Consider the following 20,987-nt stretch of genomic DNA (forward strand, 5'->3'; position numbering starts at 1 on the left):
TCCCTACTGCTGCCTCCCGTAGGAGTCTGGGCCGTGTCTCAGTCCCAGTGTGGCCGTTCACCCTCTCAGGTCGGCTACGCATCGTCGCCTTGGTGGGCCGTTACCCCACCAACTAGCTAATGCGCCGCAGGCCCATCCCTTGATGACAGATTAATCCGCCTTTCATTCTCCCGCCATGCAGCAGAAGAAATTATCCGGTATTAGCTACCGTTTCCGGTAGTTATCCCAGTCCAAGGGGCAGGTTGCCTACGTGTTACTCACCCGTCCGCCGCTAAGCTAATCAGGAGCAAGCTCCTTCATAACTCCGCTCGACTTGCATGTATTAGGCACGCCGCCAGCGTTCGTCCTGAGCCAGGATCAAACTCTCCAATAAGGTATTGAAAGAGCAATAGCTCATTTTGAAACTGACGAGAATAAATTCTCAATTTGGAATCACCGAAGTGATTTCCGATACTCACTCGTTGTTCAGTTTTCAAAGATCAACCGTCGCTTCAGTTATTAACTCGTCATCAGCAACTTTTATAATATACCACGTTACAGAACTTAATGCAAGCTTTTTTTGAAATGTTATATTCGGCATTTCATATTCAGCTGTCATCGCGTTCCAACAACGCTTACCTATAATACCTCAGATCCTATTCAAAAAGCAACCCCCTCTCATAAATAAAATAACCCGCTTAATAATTAAGCGGGTTACCTCGGAATCCATACTGCGTATTAATAGTACTTGACTGCTGTATATTTAGTTGAAGATTTTGCAATATCAGTTGTCTTGGCTCCCTTGCCCAGCCCTGCGTCTACGGTAGTATCAATCGTTACCCACTTGCCGTTCAGCAGAACTTCATTCCAGGCATGATACGTATCAACATAGCTGGTATTCCCCATTACAAGCTTGGTTGGAATGCCTTCGCTGCGCAGCATCGTTGCGAACAGGGAAGCATAATCGTAGCAGATCCCCTTCTTGGTAGCGAGCGTACTGTTGTTGTTAGGGATATAATCACCGGCCACATTAGCAGCCAATGTGTAATCGTATTTAATGTTGGTAACAATGTAATTATAGATTGCTTTCACTTTGGCTTCATCTGTAGTCAGGCCTGTAGTCAACTGATCGGCTTTCAATACAGCTTTATCGGAAGAGTTCCAGCTTACATTCTGAACCGAGCTTAAGTATACGGCATTGGTATTGCTCAGGCTAAGATCGATTGTCTCGGAGGTAACCACTTTGTATTTGTTGCCGGTGGTGTTCTCCAGCACGGAAACCTTGTAAGAACCATTACCTTGTTGCAGCGGGAACGTCTCGGTCTTCTTGGACGCATACAGATTGTAAGTATAGCTGCTGCTGCCCTTGGTGATCATGACTTTGATACGCTTGTCCTTCGGAACTGCATAAGAAACCGAGACAACACCTTGGTCCAGTTTCGATGTATTAAGCCATTCTGTATCAGCATATGCTGTTCCAGCCTGGAGGGACGAAGTAACAACAATGAACAATGTAGCCAACATGAAATATAATTTTTTCATGGATAAAACTCCTTTCGGTAGCTGGCTGCCATCCGTGACGGGAAGGCCCTGTAGCTTTGCGTCCCTACCTTTCGGTAGGTTTGCCGTTATCGTGCAAGCTTTATCGGTCTTGCTTAATAGATTAATAGAAATTCCGACAGAAACGAACAAACAAAAAAAGCCTCTTCATTCGGTAGCTGGCTGCCATCCATCACGGGAAGGCCCTGTAGCTTTGCGTCCCTACCTTTCGATAGGTTTGCCGTTTATCGTGTTTAGCTTTTCTAGTTATATAGTATCATAGATAGGCATAGATTCAAGGCCTAAATCCGAAGATTTAGGCCTATTTCCATGTAAATTATTAAAATTTTTAAATAAATACGCAGATTTTTGTCGTTTCCCTCTATTTATTGGATAATTTAGCGTGAATAATCAGGCGATGTGTCGGATCGATGAGCGGATCACAAGTAATAAGCGTCAGAATCCGGTCCTCGCCATTGCCGTTCAGCACAGACACATCCGTAGGCTCCACAATGGAAATATCATATACTTCGTAGTCAAATTGCGTTTCCGCCGTCTTTACTGAGACTTTGTCTCCGATCTTCATCTCACCCAGCCTGTTAAAGAGCCGGCCCGCCGTTCTCGACCGGTGCGCTGCTATGGCCGCATTACCTACCCCGCCCAGTGGCGCAGTCTCCTTCATATGGGCCGCCGCATGCTTCATATTGGCTTTGGTGGCCCCTTCGAGAATCGGCAGCTTCACATCAATGCTCTCAATAGATATAATTCCTATAACCTTGCCCCCGAGTTTGACCTCGCTTTTGTCCCCGCCTTCGGCCGGAACAGCAGATTCCTCTTCCTCCGCCTCCTCGGCCAGCAGCTCCGTTACTTCCGCATACGGCTTGGCCAGCTCAGGCGAAGACGAAGAGGAAGGGGCCATGGAACTGTATGCCGCTTCGGCTTCCTGCAGCAGCTTCTCCTGCTGACGGTCGTTGTACCACTCGCTTGCCTTGGGGTACAGCATCACCAGCACTCCGGCCAGAATGATCAAATAAGCGAATTTGCGCATAGCTCCTGCCTCCCATCAGTTAGAATAAAGGCCGGCAATTAAAGCTCAGAATACCCATTTGCGGCTGCCAAAGAAATTAATGACGACAGTAATGCCGGTAACCAGCACTTTAGCCGCAAGCACATGCAGCCCGAGCACACCGGTGAACAGATCTATCAGCAGCACCGAAATACCCAGCACTATCAAATTGAGGACAATAAACTTAAGCAGCTGCATCCGGTCAAAGCCATCCTTCGAGCCCCGTCCCCGATCCTTAAAGGTTACCCTCTTGTTCCAAAAAAAGCTGTTGGCCGTGCCGGCGCTGTACGAAAGAATCTGCGCCGGCGTATTCATCATTCCCAGCGTGTGCAGCAGCGTAAACACCGCAAAATCAATCAGCGTATTGAGCAGTCCCACAGCATTAAACTTTAGAAACTGTACAATTCCGGCACGCCGTCCATTCCCGCTATCTGACATTATCCTGCGCCTCTCGTTCACCCTTATGGTCCGTATACTCTCCAGGGTAACCTTTCACTTCACGCACAATATATAACGGCCGGTCCTTCGATTCATCGTAGATCCGTCCGATATATTCGCCGATGACCCCGAGCAGCATCAGGGTAATGCCGTTGAACAGGAGATTTACGCCCACGATGGAGGTCCAGCCGGGAACATTCCAGGAAGTGAAGAACTTCTGGAATATAATCAGGAACAGGTACAGGAAGCTGAAGAAGCTCAGAAAGAACCCGACATATGAAGCAATCTTGAGCGGTTTATGCGAAAAAGAGGTGATGCCGTCCAGGGCGAACCGGATCATTTTCTTCAGCGGATATTTCGTTTCACCGGCAAAGCGTTCCTCCCGCACATATTCGACGCTCGTCTGCCGGAACCCGACCCAGCTCACCAGGCCCCGCACATACCGGTTCTTCTCTTTGAGTCCGCGCAGCACATCGCATACTTTGCGGTCGATCAGCCGGAAATCCCCGGTATCGGTCGGGATATCGACACTGGTCATATTGCGGAGCAGGCGGTAGAAGAGTTTGGCGGTTGTTTTCTTAAACAGCGTTTCCCCGTGCCGCTTTAACCGCTTGGCGTAGACGACCTCATAGCCCTGCTTCCACTTGTCGATCATCTGCAGGATAACCTCGGGCGGGTCCTGCAGGTCGGCATCAATAACAATAACCGCGTCCCCTTGGGCATAATCCATGCCGGCCGTAATCGCCACCTGATGCCCGAAATTGCGGGAGAAATCCACCAGCTTGACATGCTCGTCGGCACTGCAGATCTCCCGCATGATCTCAGCCGTACGGTCCCGGCTGCCGTCGTTGACAAAGACCAGCTCATACGTATCGCCGCATCCGTCCATCACACTCCGGAGCCGCTGATACGTATGCCGGATCACTTCCTCCTCATTAAACATGGGGACCACTACACTGTATCTGGCTTTCACCCTCGGTTCCTCCTAATTCCGCGGCTCCCCTAGAATACCCAGGACGGGAACCAGCGTAAGATATCCGTTACATAGCCCCTGTTAACCTCCATGCCCGAAAGCACAGGGTAGAACATAATGAACAGAACGGCAGCCACAGCCACGTAGGTATAGCGGACATATTTCATCTCGGCGAATCTGTCCTCCAGCAGCTTCATGATATATACAATAGCAAGAATCATAAACGGCACCATGGCAAAATAATGGTAAAGGAACGTTTCGCGCGGCACCAGCATCCACGGCACATACTGTGAGAAGAAGCCGATCCAGAGCATATACAGGTTCTTCTCCCTGCGCTTAATAATAAGCCATAGCGCTGCCAGCATCGCAAAGATTCCTGTCCACCAGATCAGCGGATTGCCGATGGTCACGATACTGCTGACCCGCCCATCGGGCAGGCCTTCACCGCCGCTGTAGAACCAGACCGGACGCTTCATAAACGGCCACTCCCACCAGGAGGAAGCGAACGGATGGGTCGCCACAAGCTGGCTGTGGTAGTTGTACATATTCTTCTGGGCATCAATGAGTCCTTTAAAGGTGTAGCCCTCGGCTGTAACCGACAACACCGGGATAAAGGACAACGCATAGACTACCGCAGGAATAACCACAAAGAAGCCTACACAGCTCACCAAGGTAATGATGGTATTCTTCCAGAAACGGTCTGCCTTGCGTAACCCAACTTTGAGGTCGGCGTCCCCGTTGCCTTCGGCCAGTACCCGCCCCGCCGCCTTGTACTCCCTGTAGCGCTCGAAGAGTGACAGGAACAGCATAATCGCAAGTCCTGCGCCCCCGTACAGCACAATCCACTTGGAGGCGACGCCGATGCCGAAGAACAGGCCGGACCAGAAGAGCGGCAGCAGGGTCTTGCGCAGCGGCTCGCGGTAGAAGTTCATAGTGACATATCGCTGCATGAAATAGAACATTAACATAATGAAGAATACGCCGTAAACGTCGATGGTAGCAATCCGCGTCTGGGTGAAATGCATGAAATCCAGCGCGAACAGTCCGGCCGCAAGTGCGGCGTACAGCGTCTTATGGAAGAGCCTCTTGCCCATCATATAAATCAGCGGCAGCATCGCGACTCCAAACAGCGTGCCTATAATACGCCAGCCGAACGGATTGACACCGAACAGCTCCATACCGACCGAGATCAGCACCTTGCCGAGCGGCGGGTGGGTATTCTCGTAGGCAACGATACCATGGGCATGTTCATATGCGGTCCGGGCGTGATAAATCTCATCAAAATAAGTACTGTTCATGAACCCGGCATATTCCGGAATAATCGACTGTTCATCGAACAGATTGGCAGGCGAGCCCTCCTGGGCCGTCCCGGTTTCCGGGGTAACGGCAGCTACCGGCAGCGGCGTCCGTCCGCCGCCCTGCTCGTAGAACGCCATCTCATGCAGGATGAAGCCCGGCGTTCCCACCGTCAGCTTGACGTATCTTGCCGGTACGTTCAGCTGCTGGCTTTTCCAGATCAACACGTTGCCGACTTCTTCGTTCACATCGAGCGGACTACCCCAGGCATCCGGTGTCTGGCTGAACTCCAGCTTGAATTTGCCGGTCCCGACGCCTCCAAAAATATTTACCCGCTCCAGCTGCCTGCTCTGTCCCAGATCCACAACAAAGCTGTCGCCGGCGGCGGCAGGGCGCCAGATGGTTTCCGGGGATTTGGTGGAGCCCAGATTCGTTAAGGCCAGCGCGGCATATACGGCGGTAATCGCCAGCATGATGATCCAGTCCCTGCGGGTAAGCAGGCGTTTCTTCGATTTCCCCGCAGCTGCCGCCAGCGGGCGCAGCCCCTCAACCAGCTGCAGATCAGCAGCGGATTTATCGGCCGCCGTCTGGGGCAGCGGAAGCCGCTTCACATCACCCCGGATATACACAGCCAAACCTACGTACAGCATATAAGCAAGCAGCGCCAGATTGGCGATTGAGGTGACCAGCACAATCCCGTCGGAAGGCGGATTGCTGCCGGTGTTCAAGTACGCCAGGGTGTAGCCTACATTGATATACTGGGTGATGCTGAAGCCAAGGAACAAGGTCAGGAAACGCCGGTCCTTGCTCTCTATAAAAGCGAATAAGGCGAGAATCAGCGCCGGATAGATGTAACGTTCATGCATTTTGGTGCCCAGCACGAACATGATTACGATCAGGAGCATTCCGATGAAATAGGATTTCGTCAGGTCCTTGCTGTCTTTCTTGAACGAAAAATGCGCAGCTGTCGCTACGGCGAACAGAATTGCGATAAAGCCCCAGGTCCGGTACGGGATGCCCAGGAACATCAGATCCAGCGAGGACCACATCGGATCGGTCAGCGCGTACAGATTAAAAGCGTTGACGGTAGAATACGGATATGAGGAAAGCGTGTTGCGGTACAGATCAATTAAGCCGCCCAGCCCGCCGTTGTTCCAGAAGAATGGCGTGGCCAGCACGATAAAGATTCCAAGCCCGTACAACGCGCCAACGGCAAGCTGCTTCCAGGCCCGCGCGTGATAGAAGGCAAACAGCAGCACCGGTGTAAAGATAAATGCCTGCGGTTTGATCAAAGCAGCCAGCGCGAAGAATATCGCGGCCCGGACAAAAGCTTTGTCAGCAGCACCCGCAATGCTCAGCAGCAGGAACACAACAAAGAAGGAATCCGCCTGTCCCCAGGCCGCCGAATCCATCAGCACCGCCGGATTGAACAGGAAGAGCAGCGTAAGTCCGACGGCCATGCCGGAGCCAAGCTTTTTACGGCCGAAGCGGTAGATAAGTGCTCCCAATACCAGATCAGAGAGAATGGCCGGCAGCTTGAAGACCAGCGTCTCCCCGCCGGAGCCGTGGGCAAAGCCGAACAGATTCTTGATCAGGGTAAGCAAATACAGTATGTACAGGTACCCCGGCGGGTAATCGGCGAAATAGCCTTCCTCATAGAACTTGCCCGGACCCAGATCGACCAGACGCTGTCCCCAGGAAATGAAGGTATTCATATCATTCTGGTAGCCCTGTGCAGTCAGCCCGATCCAGATACGGACAATCAAAGCGGCTCCAAAGATGACATATAACCATCTTGTGTAGATGACTTCCTCTTGCTTCAGCAGCCGGTCGCTGCGGAATGCCCGGGTAAGCATCCAGGCAAAGAACGCACTAAACAGCGCCGAGAAGAGCAGCAGCTTGGCCGGAGAGACCTTGTGCGGAACTTCGGTTGGCTCACTGCCACCGCCCGCCGCAGCTGCAGCATCCAGCGATATAGCGTTCACCCCGTCCGGAAGCGCCTCTACCCGCTCAACGGATAAATCGTCGAAATAAGCTTTGCCTTGAATCAGATTGGAGTAGCCGCCAAGCGCCACTCCGATGCCGGCTTCCTTCTGCTCCTTGCCGGCTTGGCCGTAGTACTCTACGTACTGCCAATCGCCGCCGGTATCGGCCACGGCGGGATATCCGCCCCCGACGCCTACCGGAAAGATGTTCGCGCCAAGACCTGAGCCTGCAGTATTGGCAACTTTAATGTACCCGGAAATTTTGTAGTACGCTTCCGGGTCCACGGCTACGGTCTGGACCCATTTCAAATGGTTCGGCTCCAGGTTCTCGATCACTGCCGCTTTGCTTCCGGAGTGCACCTCCTCGGACTGGACGGATAACAGGCCGGAATTCTCTCCGGCTATCCATTCATCCTTGGTCCAGCCAAGAGGGGCGCCGCTCTCCCCTTCTTCAAAGCCGGGATTCTGCAGCAAATTGCCGTCGGCAAACACGTTCGCCGCAGGAAGCATGAACAATAACAGGATAATAGCGATGACAGCCAAACCTTGCGTTCTTTTGATCATTGTTCCAACCTCACCTCGTCAATGTTAATCCATTCTTTCCCGAACGTCCGCTCCGGTCAGCAGCACACTGTAGCGGGCGAACTGTTTAATCGAATATTCACCTTGTACAGCAGGGAGTACGTCGTTATTGTGAAAGACATAGGCAGTACCTGCCGGGACATTCAGCAGCCGGCCGAAGCGGTAGCGCCCGAAGGAGGACACCCGCTGGAAAGCCTCCCCGGGATTGGCATAAACCACAGATTCCAGGAAGTCGGCAGGCTTGATTTGTTCATAGAACAGGACGTAAATGTAGGGCATATTGATCATATCGGTAACATAAATGTCCCCACTGCTATGCTCAGTCGCATAGGAAATGGCTTCGCCGGCGGATTCATAGAAGGCCGCACCAATCTGCTGCGGAAATTCACGGAAATACTCCCCTGCGAACATGCCGAACATAACGGCAAAAGCCGCTGCAGACAGGACCCCGATGAGCCGCAGCCGCTGGCCGGCCCAAATGCAGCCGGCGGTGATCAGCATGATCAGCGGGAAGAAAATAATATTCATGCGGTTAATATTCACCTGGGTAATCAAAGCCATCAGCACTGCCGCAAGCAGCCATAGCAGCACCAGCGCCTGTCCATATGTCTCCCCTTCACGTTTCCGGGCAGCCGCAAGCATGACAACAAGGCCGATAAGCGCAAAGGGCAAACCGAGCGGGTAGGCGTAGCCGAAGCCCGGAAGCGTATTCCAGAGCAAACCGTCGCTGCCGGTGTACATCATCTCCGCAAATACACGAATATTAGCCCGGGCCGTCTGCAGCAAGTCCCCGCTGAAGACCGAGGACACCTCTTCCACACGCGGCATCGTCAGCTTGGGGACCGACAGCAACGGAGTGCTTATTCCCGCCCAGCCGAATCGGTTAATTACTATAAATAATAATATGGGCAGGGCCAGCAGCACAAATAATATGCCGTTCCACAGAAGCAGCCCCAGCTTCAGCCTGCGGCGGTACAGCAGCAGCGCGGCTGCAAACAAAGCGAAGACAGGCACGAAAAAATAGGCGGTACCGTAAGCATAAAGCGAAAGGGCTAGCAGTACGGTAAAGCCAAGCGACCACTTCGGTTCTTTGCCTGATCGCAGCAGACAATAAAAGGCGATCAGCACCACTGTCGGAAACAGATTCGATTCCAGTGCCCAGCGGGACATCATAATATGCCAGGGATTAATGGAAATCATAAACATCGCGGCGGTACCCGCTGCCCGGGAAGGATAAAGCCGCTGCATAATCAAATAGAAGAAAAGCATGCCGAGCAGTCCCATCAGGACACTGAGAGCCCGCACCGACAGCGGGTTCAGGCCGAACAGCAGAATAAACGGCATGGATAAATACGCATAAAGAGCGTTCTGTCCGCTGCCCCAGCTAATCAGATGCACCGGCAGACGAATACCGTTGCGGTCGATGCCGTAATGCAGAATGGCATAGGCATCATAGCCAATCGACGCCTCATCCTGATTGAGTCCCGGGGGAACGGAGCCGATGTACAGCAGCCGTACAAGCGCCCCCAGGGCAAACAGCAGTAGCGGCCAGGGGTTGGTCTTGATTGCACCGAGCATTTTATTCACATAGCCAGGCAATACGGATCACCTCTTCCAACAATATAATCTAAATACTGGGTGAAGGAAAGAGCGGCGATTGTCCGTAGATAGCCCCACAATATGTTGTAACTGTCTGGAAGCCGGTTCAACTGCTTTGCGGGACCCGGTTTACTTTTCAAATCAACCAAAAAAAGCGGCCCCTTCATTCTGTTGAAGGAGCCGCTTGGCATTTGTCTTGTAATAAGCCGGATGAAATTCGCTTAACCCTGGCTGCCGATCAGCAGATAGCGGAGAACGATCAGCACCGCCAGTACCCACATCATCCAGTGGATATCATATTTCTTCTTGCCGGCCAGGTTGGCCACACAAGCGAGAATAACGTAAGTCACGATACCGAACGAAATACCGTTAGCGATATTGTAAGTGAAGGCCATGATCGTGAAGGTCAGGAACGATGGAATCGCAACGACCATATCCTGAAAATCAATGTCGCGGATCGACTGGGCCATCAGTACACCGACAATAATCAATGCAGCAGCGGTAGCCGAGCCCGGAATCAAGGCGACAACCGGAGCCAGGAACAACGAAAGCAAGAAGCAGATGCCTGTCGTTACCGCTGTCAGACCGGTACGTCCGCCTTCGGCGACACCGGCAGCACTTTCTACATACGCAGTAGTGGTCGAAGTCCCCATCATCGCACCTCCGGCAACAGCTACAGCATCAACGAACATCGCATTGCCGACACGCTTCTGGCCTTCTTCTTTGTTCTTCATAATTCCAGCACGTTCTGCGGTACCCACCAGGGTGCCGAAGGTATCAAACAATTCTACGAAAGTAAAGGTAGCAATGGCCGAGACGATACCGGTATGCATAATGCCGTCCCAGTCAAATTCCCAGAAGTTGAGCTGCGTGAAATCAGGAACCCACGGCGTCGTCGGGTTGTTCAAAGAGCTGAAATCAACAGCGCCCATCAGAATGGCAGCAAGTGTTGTGCCCAGAATACCAAACAGGATAGCACCGCGTACTTTCAGCACCATCAGAATGGCAATCAGCAGCAGACCGATAAGAACGAGTTGAACGTTCGTGTTCTCCATGCTGCCCATATGAATAACCGTCTCGAAGGAGAGCACATCTGTCAGTGTGTTAGCCGGGATGTCCTTGCCCGCTTCCACGCCGATGGTCATCAGTCCGCTGTTCTTCAGACCAACGATGGTAATGAAGAGGCCGATGCCGACGGTGATAGCGTGCTTCAGGCTGTCCGGAATTGCGACCAGCAGCATCTGCCGTACTTTAGTGACAGTCAGCAGGATAAAGATTAAACCGGAGATAAAGACCGCTGTCAGGCCCATCTGCCAGGTGAATTTGTGATCAGTTGAAGCGGATGCCAGAATAACGGAAGCAAAGTATGCATTAAGACCCATGCCCGGTGCCAAAGCTACCGGAAAATTAATGAATACGCCCATGGCAATCGTGAAAATACCGGCGGCAAGCGCCGTAGCCAGAAATACGGAATACCAGCCCATATCGATCCGGCCGAAGGCTGTCAGCGTGCTGGGATTGACCGACAGAATGTAAGCCATGGCCATAAAAGTAGTGATACCGGCCATAATTTCTGTGCGGACGGTGGTTCCGTTTTCTTTGAGCTTGAAGAAGCGGTTCAAATTATTCTCCCCCTAAGGTGTGTGGTATCTGTACGCAAGCAAAAGCCGGCATCCACAAGGGCACCGGCTGAAAAAAGCGCCGTCCCCTTCCTCCTCCGCGGGTATCCGCCGATTCAGTCAAGACGTTGCACTTCTTTATCGTAGCCAGGCCATTACGGTGACCTCGTAGATACTTCCAGGCCAATCCCCGGAATTATACGAAATGTATATGCTGCTTTGAACGCTTTTTCATTTTAGGTGTAGTTGACATGACTTGTCAATGGTAAATACGAACATTATGCGTGAGGTTTGCGATAACGTTCGTAAATCGTCCATTTTTATTATAGAATCTGGGAATCAGCAAACGAAAACAGGGCTTACGATTCTAAATACCGGGGCTTTGTGGATCTTTATCTGAGCATCCGCTGGTGTGCATGCTCTAGAAATGCCCTTTTTGGGGAGAAATATTCTTCGGCTAGTTGTCATATATAATTGACACTCCGATTTCAGAAAGCGTTGCCGAAAGCGAATATGACAGCGAAGCTGATTACAAGACAGCCCTTCAAGGGTTAAAAAAGAAATATGCTTGGGCGGGGGCCCAATGGGGCTTCACTATGCTGATTCTGATGGAATTTCTGTTTCCGGCTTTGACAGGTGAGAAATTACATATTTCTTTATTCTCCGTTGTACTTTGGATTCTAATGGGGGGCGCTTTTGGCGCAGGTACATATTTCCTGAGCAAAAGAAATATTAAGGCGGTCCGGGAAGAATCATGACCGGCCGATGCGCAAACCAGTACAGGGCGGTGCCGATCTATATCGGGTTCACCCTCCTTTAATTAATGGTTAGGCACAGATAAAAGCCTTCCGGGACCGCAGCACTCGCGGCCCTGGAAGGCTCTTGTGGTTATACAGATCATCTATACTTGTGCAGCGCCTGCAGCGGGCACGGCAGCAATCCTAAACAGTGAAGCCTACTCCCACTCGATAGTCGCTGGCGGCTTGGAAGTCACGTCGTAGACGATACGGTTGACGTTATCGACTTCGTTGACGATGCGCACTGAAATCTTCTCCAGCACATCCCAAGGAATGCGCGCCCAGTCGGCGGTCATGCCGTCGATGGAAGTTACGGCACGGATGCCGACGGTGTAGGAATACGTGCGTTCGTCGCCCATGACGCCGACGCTCTTCATGTTCGGGAGGGCCGTGAAGTACTGCCAGATCTCCTGATCGAGACCGGCTTTGGCAATTTCCTCGCGCAGAATATAGTCGGAATCGCGCACGATCTGCAGCTTGTCCTCTGTCACTTCGCCCAGCACGCGGATCGCGAGCCCCGGACCCGGGAACGGCTGGCGCATGACGATTTCCTTCGGCAGTCCCAGCTCTTCGCCCACCTTGCGGACCTCATCCTTGAACAGGGTATTCAGCGGCTCGATCAGGCTGAATTTCATGTCCTCCGGCAGTCCGCCCACATTGTGATGCGACTTGATCGTCTGGGCGGTCGCCGTACCGCTCTCCACGATATCCGTGTACAGCGTGCCCTGCGCCAGGAATGCGAAATCGCCCAGCTTGGCCGATTCTTCATCGAAGCAATAAATAAACTCGTTGCCGATCAGCTTCCGTTTCTGTTCCGGATCGGAGACCCCGGCCAGCTTGCCCAAGAAGCGGTCACGCGCATCGATCTTCACAACATGGATGTCGAATTTGCCGACAAAGGTATCCATTACGCTCTCGGCTTCGCCCTTGCGCAGCAGACCGTGGTCGATGAACATACAGGTCAGCTGGTCGCCGATTGCCCGGTGAATCAGCATCGCTACCACCGAAGAATCCACACCGCCGCTAAGCGCGCACAGCACCTTCTTGTCCCCGACCTTCTCCTGAATATCGCGCACAGCCTCCTCGATGAACGATTCCATGGTCCAGTTGCCTTCACAGCCGCATACTTCATACAGGAAATTTGAAATCATGTCGTTCCCGTTGACGGAGTGGCGCACTTCCGGGTGGAACTGCACGGCATAGAATTTCCGCTCCGCATGGCTCATCGCGGCAATCGGCGCACTCTCCGTGCCTGCATCCAGCACAAATCCGGCCGGAAGCTCCACCACATGGTCCCCGTGGCTCATCCAGACGGTCTGACCGCTCTCCAGGCCCTTGGCCAGTGCAGCATGCTCCAGAAAATCGACGTTGGCCTTGCCGTACTCACGCTTGTCCGCACGCTCTACCTTACCGCCCTGCTGATGGGCCATCAGCTGCATGCCGTAGCAGATGCCGAAGATCGGCAGGCCCAGATCATAAATAGCCGGGTCTACATGCGGCGCATTCTCGGCGTACACACTGCTGGGTCCTCCGGAGAATACGATCCCCTTCGGCTGAAGCTCCTTGATTCTCTCCACCGGCGTGTTATATGGCAGCAGCTCGCTGTATACACCCAAATCGCGAATTCTGCGGGCAATCAGCTGGTTATATTGTCCCCCGAAATCGAGAACGACGACAATTTCATTTGGCTTGTTCATTACGTGCCTCCCTTGATTATTGGATTCATTATACTCATGGATAAATCGCAGCGTCAAGGGAAGCGGAGCGTCCGGCTGGGATGGTCAACCCAGCCGGAATGTGATCGCCAGGCAGCGGGCCACAAAGGCGGCCCCGTCTGCCCTGGCCGGGGGGCCGCACCCGCAGGGCGGCCCGGCTGCACCATACGCCAGTGTCTCCCACTGGCGTACAAACTCCCCGGCCGCGCGGCGCAGCCGCGGGTCGTCCACGGCCAGCGCGGCGGCGTACTCGCGCGCCGTAACGCCGGGCGGCGGCGGCCCGAACCGCGCCGCCAGCCCGCGCCAGGCCAGCGCGGCGGCGCGCAGCTGCCGCTCGCGGCTCACGCTGCCGGGGCGCAGCAGCGCCGGCAGCAGGGCCAGGCTGCGCCGCCAGCGCCAGGCGGCGGCCGCCAGCAGCAGCGCCGCAGCGGCAAGCGGCGCCCCCGGTCCGCCCGCCGGCGGCAGGGCGGGCGGAAGAGCGTCCGCGCGGTGCGCCGCGGACGGCTCCGGCGCGGCGGCGTGCTCCGCCGCGGGGTCCGCCGCCTGCGCAGCGGCGGCGGAGAAGCCGGGCGTCGGGTCGAAGGGAACCCAGCCGGCGCCGGGGAAATAGACCTCCACCCAGGCGTGGGCGTCGGCCCCGGTGATGCTGTAGCTGCCGGCAGCTGCGCCTGCGAGCGGCGTGCCCGGCCCGTAGCCCTGGATGTAGCGGGCCGGGATGCCGCTGCTGCGCAGCAGAACCGTCATCGCGGTTGCGAAATGCACGCAATAGCCCTGCCGGGTGCCGAACAGGAAATCATCGGCGAAATCGGCACCGGCAGGCGGAATGCGCGTATCCAGCGTGTACATGTAATTCTGCTGCAGATAATCCCGCACGGCGGCGGCGGCATCATAACGGCTCGCGGCCCCGGCCGTCAGCTCTCCGGACAGCTGCGCGACCCGCGCAGGCAGGGATGCCGGAAGCTGAAGGTAGTCCCGGGCCACCTCGTAAGGATCGCCTCCCTGCAGCGTGCGCAGCACCTCCGGGTCAGACTCCGGCAGCCGGGAGGTTACCGTATATTCCCGGATTCCTTCAGCCCGGCCGACGAGCGGCAGCCAGAAGCCGCCGTGCTCCCGGCCGTTCAGCACGAAGCCGAGCCGGGACCCGTCTGTAAGCGCGATCTGTCCGACGTCCAGCACAGCTCCGGCCTGAAAGAGCGGCACCCCTCCGGGCGAAGGTGACACGAACCTGATGTGCTGCTCCAGCGTGGCGCCGGCTTCCGGCAGCGCCCCGGCAGGCAAGGCAGTCAGGCTGAGCCGGGAGAGCGGGTCCCCGTCCTTAAGCCAGCGGCGTCCGTCATAGTCGGCAAGGCTCTCCCCCTTCAGATATACCGGCCGGCCGGAGGATACCGTAAAGACCGGCTCGGCGGAGGGCGTTAACGGAGCGCCCAGCTCCTGGTCCCCCGGGCCGTATCCGGTCGTTTTGGCTTGGCGCGTGCCGGGCTGATGGCGGAGCTGTCCGCCCGCGAAATCCTGCAGCTGTGCGTACACCTGCTGCAGCGTCAGTTGAGACGCGGGCCGGGGACCGTAAAGCTGCCCCCCGGCCCAGGCCGCCAGAGCGAGCAGCACCGCAGCGGCGAGTGCGCAGCCGCCCCAGCGGATGTAAGGAAGCCTGCGGCGCCCTGCCGCCTCCGCAAGACGCAGCAAAGCGCCCAGGCTGAGCATCCACAGGATCAGGCCGGCCGCAATCAGCACATCACGGTCCGTCTCCAGCCCGAACACGAGATTCAGCGCAAGCAAATAGAGAATCGTTACGGCATAGAACAGCGCAGCACTGCCCCGATGCAGGGCCAGCTGCTGTACGGAGCAGACCAGCAGCCCCCAGCCCCCGGCAAGAATCAGCAGCCGGGTGGCTTCGCTGATTTCGGCCACCCTCCCGCTGAAGAGCAGCGCCGCTTCCTCTCTGAACCCTGCGGCATACCCTTCCAGCCAGCCCGGACCGGCTCCGGCGGCTGCGGCGCAGTACCAGGTAAGGGCCATGATGGCGAACTGTCCTCCCGCCTGCACCGCCACCGGCAAGCGGAAGCTTCCCCAGAACAGAAGCGCCGCAGCGGCCAGCATCAGAATTTCCAGCAGCTCTGCCGTCGGGCCGCCTTGTGCCCGGCGGTGGAGCGGCAGCAGCCATTCCATAAAAACGCCCGCAATGGTCAAAGAGAACAGCAGACGATAATAGAAGGGGGCATTCCCTCTATTATCGGCCTTGCTGTTCTCCATCCATTCCGGGTTCTCCGGCAGACTGTACTCCACTCCGCAAGCGGAGGGCGCAGAGCTGCCGCCCGGGTGGCGTGAGGCGGCCGCCGGGCTTCCCCCATCCGGGGCGAACCGGATCACGCTATATCTTTTGCCCAGTATGCCCATGGATTGCCGCCTCCCCGTGTCCGGACATAAGCCCCGAATCATCCAGGCAGTAGAGCCGCGCTCCCAGCCGCTGCAGGCTTGCTGTGACCGTTCCCGCTTGACGCGGCTTGGCGTCCGTTGCCACTGCACGCCCGGCAGGCTCGGCTTGCCGGTCCCACATATAATACAGCTCGACCTGGATGCCCTGCGTCAGGCAGCCGGCCAGCGCACGTGCCGATTCTGTATCCAGAAGTCCCGTAATGACTGTTACCTTCATCCCCGGAATCCAGTGGCGCGAAGCGTCCTCCAGCAGCCGGGCCAGGCTGCGGTTGCCGTCCGGCACAATCTCCGTCAGCAGCTCCCGTACCCGGGCGGGCATCCGGCCCAGACCTTCGTAGCGTGCCATGCCTTCCGGCCAGCCGCCGCTGAACAGCTGTACATAGGCTTCGGAGCGTTCGGCAGCCAGCAGCAGGCCCATCGCCGCCGACACTGCGCGCTCGAACGCCGGAGGAGAGGCGTTTCTGCGGATACGCGGCGGAAGCAGCGCGTGGGGGATGGCATAGCTTGCGGGATCATTGGCCAGTACAATGCAGGTCATCCGCCCCTGCTCCCGCTCGGGTACCCTGCTCTGCAGCGTCCCCTTGCGGGCACTGTTCTTCCAGTGTATCCGGCTCAGCGGATCACCGGGCGCATAGTCGCGGATATCCGCCGCTTCACTTCCCTGCGCCTTGCCCTGATGGAGCACGGCGATGCCGCCCGCCGCCATCCCGCTGCCTGGCAGCGTTCCATGAACCGGCAACGCCCGGGGCAGCACCCTGAAGCCCTCCCGGGACTCCGGCCGCAGTTCGCCCGTGAACAGTCCCGGGAGATCACCCCAGGTGACTGTGCAGTTCTGCAGCCGGTGGATACCGCGCGGCACTCCCTCCAGCGTGTATGAATAAGTAAACGAACGGCGGAACCCCGGAAAGAGCAGCTCCCGGTGGCAGCCCCCATCCCAATTATCGGCAATCAGCATCCAGGGCAGCGGAATGCGCGAGGTAAAAGCCAACTGCAGCTCTATCGTCAGCGTATCTCCGGCAACCGGATGGATAGGGTAAATACGGCGCGTAATATTCACCCTGCGCGGGCCGAGAAGCTGCAGCATGGCTCCGCCGAGCATCAGCATACAGCTGGCGGTCAGCAGAAACAGCAGCGCCATTCCGCCGCGCCACATGTATAAAGAACCGAAGAGGGCACTTACGGCTCCCATACGCAGCCACTGGCCGGCAGCAGTGCGCCTATATTCAGTGCTGGTTAGAGAAGAAGAGGGCAAGAGGCATCCTTCCTTTGGTCATAGACTAGCTCCGCAGCAGCTTAACGCCGTAATGCCGGAGCCTTAATACTGTCTATTCTTCCCATGAAAAAGGGCGCCCAAACCCGCCTTGCTCTTGAACTGCAGCCAGTTAATTCCGGCTAAAGCGCCTTGACGCGCCGTTCCTCCGCCGTAACACCGGCCTGCCGGAGCGGATGCCCGCTCATCTCCAGCAGCTCCCTTAGCGGTACCCACAGCGTGGAGCCGATAAGCCGGATATCCGCTGCACGCACTTCACCGGCGCCTTCCTTCCGGAAGCCTTCCTTTCCGGTACCCGCTTTCAATGTAGCTGTAAATCTCCGGTTCTGCGCGTCGGCCGTGAGGGACCGGCCATTCCAGACCACCCTGCCGCTGCGTGTGGCCGCGTCCCAGGACACATCTCCTCCGAGCCGCTCGATCACTGCACGCAGCGGGACGAGGTAACGTCCTTGCTCCACAAGATATTCTCCCGCTTCCAGTCTGGCCTCCTGCAGCCCGACCTCCAGCACCAGCGGCTTGCCGGAAGCGAAGAGGGCGGCATTCGGAACAATGTTGGCGGCGACCCAGGCAGCAGGCGGCTGCGCCCGCTGCAGCTTCTCCGCCGAGGAGGATACCCGGAACACCACCTGCCGCACGCTGTTGTCCAACACGCCGAAGGAATAGCCTGCCGCCTTGTAGCGTCTGATGATTTCGGGAAGCGCCTTGACGCTCTCCTCATGGCCTCCCCCGTCATGCAGCAGCAGAATAACCTCACTGTCGCCCAGACCCTCCAGGGAATCCCGTACAATATCGGCGGCGGGAACGCCTCTGCGCCGGGAATCGCCGCTGTCCACCGTCCAGTCCATCACGGTGTATCCCGCTTGCTTCATCAGGCTGAAATACGCGGCGTCGAAATGGCCGTAGGTGCCCCCCGGAGCCCGCACCAGCTGCGGACGGCTGCCGGTAATCTCCCGCAGCACTTCCTCCGTCTGCTTGATTTGGGTCCAGAAACGGGTAAAGCCGCTATATAAATCGCTGTAGTTATGGTTATATGTATGATTGCCGATGGCATGGCCCTGCTCCCAGAGGGCATTGATCAGCTCAGGCCGGGTCCTGGCCTGCTCCCCCAGCACAAAGAAGGTCGCTTTGATCTTCTGCTCCCGCAGAATATCCAGGACCTTGGGCGTGATTGCACTCGGACCGTCGTCGAAGGTGAGATACACCATTTTCGGCGATTTCTGTTCCGGTGCACTACCCGATTCAGTTGCACTAAGGGCTGTGTTCTTAACCTCCGGCACGGCTGATACGCCGGGTGCCTGAGATGGAGCAGACCGCTGCGCCAGGACCGCCCGCTTGGCAGCCGGAGCCGGAGCCGCCGCCGCTGCGCCAGTCCGATCTTCTTGCTTCAAGCCAGCCGGAGCATTATTCTTAGAGAATACGGCGGACGTGCTGTACGGAGCGGAATATGGCTGCCCGGAGGCATCCGGAAGCGGGCCTGTCCCCCAGCCGGGCCCAGCAGCTCCCCACAATAATGCCATAATCAGCAGTGCGCGGATCATTATCCGGCGGATGGGCTTGTTACCGCAAATCTTCATTTTTTATACCTCCAGCTTCTGCGCTTTTGGTAGATTGTATGAAGACAAGCCCGATTATAGACTTCAGACTGCGCGCCTTTTGGAGGTTGAACCATAGTTATGGAAATACTGAAATGGATCGAGGAGCTGTTTGCCTCATACGGCTACAGCGTGCTGTTCGTTGGACTGCTGCTGGAGTTCGTGGCGCTGCCCTTTCCGGGAGAAACGACCATGGCGTACGCCGGCTTTCTCTCCTATACCGGAAGACTGGACTTTGCGGCGCTGGCCGCAGTTGCTTTTACCGGCACAACTGCGGGAATGACCCTCACCTATTGGATCGGACTCAAGGCGGGACTGCCGTTTATCCAGCGCTACGGCAAATGGTTTCTCTTCTCGCCCGTTAAGCTTGAGAAGACACAACGCTGGTTCGAGCGGTACGGCAGCATCCTGATCTCCATCGGTTATTTCATTCCCGGGGTCCGGCATTTCACCGGCTATTTCGCCGGCATTATCGCTCTTCCCTTCCGCAAATTCGCAGCCTATGCCTATGGCGGGGCGCTGCTGTGGGTGCTGCTGTTCCTGGGAATCGGCAAGGTGTTCGGCCCGCAATGGCTCGGCATCTTCCATCTGTTCGAGCTGTACGCCCTATGGATCATTTCGGCGGCCGCTGCGCTTGCCGCCCTGCTTGTGATATACCGTTACCGTGGCAAGCTCGGCTTGCTGCTGCAGCGGCGCAGGGGCGTTACAAGAGCAAAGGCGGGAGCGAACAGGTCCCCGAAGGAAAGATAAGCGCTCCTCCCCGCTGCGCCTATGCCTTGGATAAGGCGGAGCGCCGCCGTCTGCTGTGTACCAGCGCGTACGTGCCAAGCAGCAGCGCAATCCCGGCAAAGCAGGCGCCGCCGGCAAAACCCAGACTCCGCGGCTCAAGGTATTCCAGCAGCCAGCCTGCCGTCAGCATGGACAGCCCCATCAGCGTATTCCCTGCAGCCGCCAGCATCCCGAACAGCATCGGCTGCAGCGCTGCCGGAGTCTCCCGCATCATCAGCGTATCCAGACAGGCGCCGCCGATGCCGCCGCACAGCGCCAGCAGAATGTACAGCCCAAAGGCGGAGTACAGGCTGCCGCTGAGGCTGATCCCCATCAGCAGCGCCCCCTCCAGCAATAGTCCGGCAAGCGCCACGGCGAGCAGCCTCCGCCGCAGCAGGCGTTCGGCCAGCGCGCTAAGGCTGAGACCGATGCCCAGCGCAGCATATAAGGCTCCGACGCCAACATCTCCCGCCTGAAACACCTCCACCGCGTACACACTGATCAGCACGTTGTCCCAGCCGTTAAACAGCGGGACCAGCAGCTCATAGCCGATGACAACCTGCAGCACCAGACTGCCTCCGGCCAGCCACCTCAGGCTTCGTTTCCAGGCGGGCACTCCTCTTCCCGCCTGCCCTTCTAAGATGTTCTCCCGGGGTTCCGGCTTCTCTTCAGGCGACTCCTTATGATCCGGAAACCGCAGGCCTCCCAGCAGCAGCGCCGCCAGCAGGAACGACACGCCGTTCAGCACGAAAGCGGTCTCCGGCCCGAACCAGTAGGACACCACCCCGCCGGCAAACGCGCCCACAATCAGGATGCAGCCGTTCATCAGCTGCTCCAGGCTGTTGATCCGCAGCAGCCGGTCCGGTCCTGCAAACAGCGGTATGGATGATTTACGCACCGGACTGTATACCGCTTCGCCGGCGGCCAGCAGGAAGCTGGCCACATAGGCCAGCCATAACCTCTCCGTGCCATCCACCAGGATCAGGGACAGCGCCACAGGAGCCCGCAGCACATCCAGAGCGATCATAATCCGTTTGCGCGGCAGCCTGCCGGCCAGCAGCCCGCCGAGCGGGGCCATAAACAGATAGGGCAGCACCCGCAGGCCAAGCGATATCCCCACAGCCATTCCCGAGCCCGTCAGCTGCAGAATCATCGCCAGCAGCGCGACGCTGCTGAAGCGGTCGCCGATACCGTTCACCAGACCGGTCAGAAATAAACGGGGGTATCCCCGCGAAGGTGTAGCCGGGTTCAGAACTGCGTGCATAAATCTCACTCCAAGGTTATTTTATAAATATCTAATTAGATATTAATCGAATTTATATACAAAGGCAATGCT

Annotated in this window: 13 protein-coding genes, 1 rRNA gene and 3 riboswitches; of the genes, 1 reads left to right on the top strand and 13 read right to left on the bottom strand. The window is 56.6% G+C overall.

The features are described 5' to 3' along the window. The 12 genes from F1379_RS16925 to F1379_RS16980 form a co-directional block, all read right to left on the bottom strand. Positions 1–373: ribosomal RNA gene (locus F1379_RS16925) — 16S ribosomal RNA — on the bottom strand; the annotation flags it as partial. Positions 374–717: 344 nt separating this feature from the next. Beyond that, positions 718–1,521: a transglutaminase-like domain-containing protein gene (locus tag F1379_RS16930; RefSeq protein ID WP_150271918.1), complete on the bottom strand. Its 804-nt coding sequence runs from the start codon at positions 1,519–1,521 to the stop codon at positions 718–720. Between the two features lie 13 nt (positions 1,522–1,534). Beyond that, positions 1,535–1,616, bottom strand: a riboswitch (cyclic di-GMP riboswitch). A 73-nt stretch (positions 1,617–1,689) separates the two neighbouring features. Then, a riboswitch (cyclic di-GMP riboswitch) is annotated at positions 1,690–1,771 on the bottom strand. Positions 1,772–1,900: 129 nt separating this feature from the next. After that, the gene (locus F1379_RS16935; protein ID WP_150271920.1) at positions 1,901–2,566 is read right to left on the bottom strand and encodes a class D sortase; all 666 of its coding nucleotides are present in this window, start codon (positions 2,564–2,566) and stop codon (positions 1,901–1,903) included. A 45-nt stretch (positions 2,567–2,611) separates the two neighbouring features. After that, entirely contained in the window at positions 2,612–3,022 is a 411-nt protein-coding gene (locus tag F1379_RS16940; RefSeq protein WP_150271922.1) for a GtrA family protein, read from the bottom strand. Then, complete coding sequence (locus F1379_RS16945) at positions 3,012–3,995, bottom strand: glycosyltransferase family 2 protein (RefSeq protein WP_150271924.1); 984 nt, start codon at positions 3,993–3,995, stop codon at positions 3,012–3,014. Before F1379_RS16945 ends, F1379_RS16940 begins: the two co-directional genes overlap by 11 nt. Positions 3,996–4,024: 29 nt before the next feature. Further along, complete coding sequence (locus F1379_RS16950) at positions 4,025–7,840, bottom strand: glycosyltransferase family 39 protein (protein WP_150271926.1); 3,816 nt, start codon at positions 7,838–7,840, stop codon at positions 4,025–4,027. Between the two features lie 24 nt (positions 7,841–7,864). Next, positions 7,865–9,457, bottom strand: coding sequence for an ArnT family glycosyltransferase (locus F1379_RS16955; RefSeq protein ID WP_150271928.1), 1,593 nt, complete (start codon positions 9,455–9,457; stop codon positions 7,865–7,867). A 221-nt stretch (positions 9,458–9,678) separates the two neighbouring features. Next, the gene (locus F1379_RS16960; protein ID WP_150271931.1) at positions 9,679–11,079 is read right to left on the bottom strand and encodes an NCS2 family permease; all 1,401 of its coding nucleotides are present in this window, start codon (positions 11,077–11,079) and stop codon (positions 9,679–9,681) included. 121 nt (positions 11,080–11,200) lie between these two features. Further along, positions 11,201–11,300, bottom strand: a riboswitch (purine riboswitch). Positions 11,301–12,031: 731 nt separating this feature from the next. Further along, on the bottom strand, positions 12,032–13,570 hold the full coding sequence (gene guaA / locus F1379_RS16965) for a glutamine-hydrolyzing GMP synthase (protein ID WP_150271933.1): 1,539 nt from the start codon (positions 13,568–13,570) through the stop codon (positions 12,032–12,034). Positions 13,571–13,654: 84 nt separating this feature from the next. Further along, on the bottom strand, positions 13,655–15,982 hold the full coding sequence (locus F1379_RS16970; protein WP_162551193.1) for a DUF4129 domain-containing transglutaminase family protein: 2,328 nt from the start codon (positions 15,980–15,982) through the stop codon (positions 13,655–13,657). Next, positions 15,957–17,210, bottom strand: a complete 1,254-nt coding sequence (locus F1379_RS16975) for a DUF58 domain-containing protein (protein WP_150271938.1) — start codon at positions 17,208–17,210, stop codon at positions 15,957–15,959. Before F1379_RS16975 ends, F1379_RS16970 begins: the two co-directional genes overlap by 26 nt. A 203-nt stretch (positions 17,211–17,413) precedes the next feature. Next, on the bottom strand, positions 17,414–18,865 hold the full coding sequence (locus F1379_RS16980; protein ID WP_239004710.1) for a polysaccharide deacetylase family protein: 1,452 nt from the start codon (positions 18,863–18,865) through the stop codon (positions 17,414–17,416). Between the two features lie 99 nt (positions 18,866–18,964). Between F1379_RS16980 and F1379_RS16985 the strand changes: the two genes are divergently transcribed. Beyond that, positions 18,965–19,633 (top strand): DedA family protein, encoded by a 669-nt coding sequence (locus F1379_RS16985; protein ID WP_150271940.1) that lies wholly within the window; start codon positions 18,965–18,967, stop codon positions 19,631–19,633. Between the two features lie 19 nt (positions 19,634–19,652). On the opposite strand, the gene F1379_RS16990 is transcribed toward F1379_RS16985, so the two are convergent. Beyond that, positions 19,653–20,915: an MFS transporter gene (locus F1379_RS16990; protein WP_150271947.1), complete on the bottom strand. Its 1,263-nt coding sequence runs from the start codon at positions 20,913–20,915 to the stop codon at positions 19,653–19,655. Between the last annotated feature and the right edge of the window lie 72 nt (positions 20,916–20,987).

Origin of the sequence: Paenibacillus tepidiphilus, assembly GCF_008635795.1 — a bacterium.
In the GTDB taxonomy this organism is placed as follows: Bacteria; Bacillota; Bacilli; order Paenibacillales; family Paenibacillaceae; genus Paenibacillus_AQ; species Paenibacillus_AQ tepidiphilus.

Bases quoted from the DNA above. Each gene is read 5' to 3' on its own strand.
- F1379_RS16940 (WP_150271922.1), bottom strand. From the start codon at position 3,022: ATGTCAGATAGCGGGAATGGACGGCGTGCCGGAATTGTACAGTTTCTA.
- F1379_RS16970 (WP_162551193.1), bottom strand. From the start codon at position 15,982: ATGGGCATACTGGGCAAAAGATATAGCGTGATCCGGTTCGCCCCGGAT.
- F1379_RS16930 (WP_150271918.1), bottom strand. From the start codon at position 1,521: ATGAAAAAATTATATTTCATGTTGGCTACATTGTTCATTGTTGTTACT.
- F1379_RS16935 (WP_150271920.1), bottom strand. From the start codon at position 2,566: ATGCGCAAATTCGCTTATTTGATCATTCTGGCCGGAGTGCTGGTGATG.
- F1379_RS16985 (WP_150271940.1), top strand. From the start codon at position 18,965: ATGGAAATACTGAAATGGATCGAGGAGCTGTTTGCCTCATACGGCTAC.
- F1379_RS16950 (WP_150271926.1), bottom strand. From the start codon at position 7,840: ATGATCAAAAGAACGCAAGGTTTGGCTGTCATCGCTATTATCCTGTTA.
- guaA (WP_150271933.1), bottom strand. From the start codon at position 13,570: ATGAACAAGCCAAATGAAATTGTCGTCGTTCTCGATTTCGGGGGACAA.
- F1379_RS16975 (WP_150271938.1), bottom strand. From the start codon at position 17,210: ATGGGAGCCGTAAGTGCCCTCTTCGGTTCTTTATACATGTGGCGCGGC.
- F1379_RS16980 (WP_239004710.1), bottom strand. From the start codon at position 18,865: ATGAAGATTTGCGGTAACAAGCCCATCCGCCGGATAATGATCCGCGCA.
- F1379_RS16990 (WP_150271947.1), bottom strand. From the start codon at position 20,915: ATGCACGCAGTTCTGAACCCGGCTACACCTTCGCGGGGATACCCCCGT.